This window comes from Pyxidicoccus fallax (genome assembly GCF_012933655.1).
Classification (GTDB): domain Bacteria; phylum Myxococcota; class Myxococcia; order Myxococcales; family Myxococcaceae; genus Myxococcus; species Myxococcus fallax.
In genome coordinates, this window is record NZ_JABBJJ010000636.1 from 1 (window position 1) to 2,732 (window position 2,732).

A 2,732-nucleotide genomic window follows, 5' to 3' on the forward strand; every position below is an offset into this window, starting at 1 on the left:
GGTGGGTGGTGGTTTTTCGACGAGCCCGAGCTTCACTTCGGGCGCGACGTCGTCGTTCCGGACATCGCCGGCTGGCGGCGTGAGCGGGTGCCAGAGCCTCCGAACGCGCCCTGGCTGACCATTGCTCCGGACTGGCTCTGTGAGGTGCTGTCTCCGTCCACCCGTTACGTGGACCTGGACCGGAAGATGCCGCTGTACCACCGGGAGGGTGTGGCGCACGCGTGGATCATCGACCCGGTCCGGCGCAGCCTGGAGATCTACCGGCGCGAGGCGCAGAAGTGGAGCCGCGCGGAGGTGTACGGGGGAGACGACATCGTGCGGGCGGAGCCCTTCGACTCGCTTCCCCTGGACCTGGCGCTGCTGTGGATGCCGGACTTGCGGCGCGGGCAGGCAGGGCCGCCCGCGCCCTGAGACAGGTCCGTCAGCTCAGCTTCCCGCGCGGACGAGGGGGATGCCGTACGGGTCCGTGCTCGTGCGCCTTGGGGCGGTCGCCTCGTTTCCGGGGAGTGGGGCCACGCGGATGAGTCCGGAGGCCATCAGCCGGTGCACCGAACGCGAGGCCGCCAGCTCACCCATGGCCGCCGTGCGCAGCGCCTGGCGGATGCTCCGGCTGCCCCGCAGCTTCGAGTACAGGTACAGGTCATCCGCCGTCAGGTCCGGCGGGGTGGGGCGCGGAATCGGCTCGAAGACGAGCCGCCCGTCCAGTGCGAAGAGCTCGTCGCTCAGCGCCAACGTCAGCCGCACCTCCGCCTCGCGGTACAGCGCGTGCGCTTCTGGCACCGGCCCGCGCTCCAACACCTGCGCCGCCAGCGCCACCGCGTGGTCGTACTTGCCCGTCTCCAGGCAGCGCTTCACCAGGTTGAGCAGCTCGGCCAGCTCCGCGGACTCGCCGAGCTGGGGCCCCTTGGGCTGACGCGGCGCCAGCGCTCCGCGCCGGTACAGGTGCAGCACCCAGCGCGCGGCGAACAGCGGCGCCTCTCTCGCGCTCGCCAGCATCTCCCCCAGCGTGGCCCCGCCCGCCGCGAGGTCCAGCAGCACGTCCTCCTCCTCGGAGTACGTCTCCACCGCGAACTCGCGGAACACGCGGAAGGTGATGTCCATGCGCGGGAAGATGTCGCGGAACACTGCCCACTCGCGCAGCCGCGACACCGCGTCGCGGTGCAGCGTCGCCAGCGGCAGCTTCAGCCCCACCGCCCGGCGGAAGGGCGCCGGCTCCGGTATGAATTCCACCTCGCCGGACTCCCAGGCGTAGCAGTCGAAGAGCGCCTCGCGGGCCTTGTGCTCCAGGGCCTCCGTCAGCCGCGGCAGCTCCACGAAGCAGCGCTGCACCAGGAAGGTGCCGTAGGGGATGCCCGCTCCCTCCGCCGCCTCGAAGGCCGCCGCCGCACGGGGGGCGTCCAGGATGCGCAGATTCACCAGCACCTGCGCCAGGTGCTCGCGTGGGTCATTCGAGCTCTCGCCCACCAGGTAGCCGTCCTTCACGTGGAAGCACCGCCGCACCGCCCCGCGCTCCACGCGCAGCGTCCCCTCGACTCCCGGCGCACTGAAGAGCGGTGGCATCACCATCTGCAGGCGATAGCTGGCGAGACTTCCGTTGAATGACTCCATGCCGATGCGTCCTCCCGAGATGTGGCTCCACGGAATGGCTGCGCGTGCTCGCAGGTGGTGCGGTCAGGGTAGCGTTCTACCCACCGTCATTCAATCGCAAGTGCTTGAATTTCCTGGGAATTTCCGGGGGCGTCGGAAATTTTCAGGCAGAGGCGCCCACCCCGTCCGTCAGGGAACGGAAGCAAGACGGCCCCAACGGAAGGTTGCAGGGGCGCGGCGGGTGTGCGAACCAGCCGCGTCCACCACCCGTCACTCGAGTCGGAACCGACATGCGGATTCTCTCAGGCGTGCAGTCGTCCGGAAAGCTGCACATCGGCAACTACTACGGCGCGCTCCGCCAGTTCGTGCAGCTCCAGGACGAGGGCGAGTCGTACTACTTCATCGCGAACTACCACTCGCTCACCACCCTGAGAGACCCGAAGGTCTCGCTGGAGATGACGCGCGAGGCGGCCATCGCCTACCTGGCGCTGGGGTTGGACCCGAAGAAGGCCATCCTCTTCCGCCAGAGCGACGTGCGCGAGGTGCTGGAGCTGTTCTGGATTCTGGGCACCGTCACGCCGATGTCGAACCTGGAGCGCGCCACCAGCTACCGCGACAAGGTGGAGAACGGCATCAGCCCCGACTTCGGCCTCTTTGCGTACCCGGTGCTGATGGCCGCGGACATCCTCCTCTACAGCGCGGACTTCGTGCCGGTGGGGAAGGACCAGATTCAGCACATCGAGTTCGCCCGCGACTGGGCGGTGAAGTTCAACACCCAGTACGTGCCCGGCTATGACCCGGCGGACCCGGACGGCAAGGAGCGCGGCCACTCGCCCGGCATCCTCAAGCTGCCCCAGGCGCGCGTGCAGGAGTCCACCGCGACGGTGCCCGGCATCGACGGACGGAAGATGTCCAAGTCCTACGGGAACACCATCGACCTGTTCGGGGACGAGAAGGAAATCAAGAAGCGCATCATGTCCATCAAGACGGACTCGACGCCGGTGGAGGCGGCCAAGCCGGTGCCCCAGCAGCCGCCCACGACGCCCGGGGTGGTCAGCGACGCGCCGCTCTACGACTTGCTGAAGCTGATGCTCCCCGAGTCCGACTTCCGCGAGGTGGACGCCACCTGGAGGGCGGGCGGGAAG

3 protein-coding genes are annotated in these 2,732 nt (G+C 68.8%); 2 read left to right on the forward strand and 1 reads right to left on the reverse strand.

The window, feature by feature from the left end; all coding sequences use genetic code 11:
* On the forward strand, positions 1 to 411 hold a 411-nt coding region (locus tag HG543_RS52905), incomplete at its 5' end, for a Uma2 family endonuclease (RefSeq protein ID WP_169352563.1).
* Between the two features lie 15 nt (positions 412 to 426).
* Here HG543_RS52905 and HG543_RS52910 read toward each other — a convergent pair.
* On the reverse strand, positions 427 to 1,608 hold the full coding sequence (locus tag HG543_RS52910) for a DUF4388 domain-containing protein (protein ID WP_169352564.1): 1,182 nt from the start codon (positions 1,606 to 1,608) through the stop codon (positions 427 to 429).
* Positions 1,609 to 1,877: 269 nt separating this feature from the next.
* Here HG543_RS52910 and trpS point away from each other — a divergent pair.
* Positions 1,878 to 2,732: tryptophan--tRNA ligase (trpS, locus tag HG543_RS52915; RefSeq protein ID WP_169352565.1), on the forward strand; the 855-nt coding region annotated here is incomplete at its 3' end.

Bases quoted from the DNA above. Each gene is read 5' to 3' on its own strand.
- HG543_RS52910 (WP_169352564.1), bottom strand. From the start codon at position 1,608: ATGGAGTCATTCAACGGAAGTCTCGCCAGCTATCGCCTGCAGATGGTG.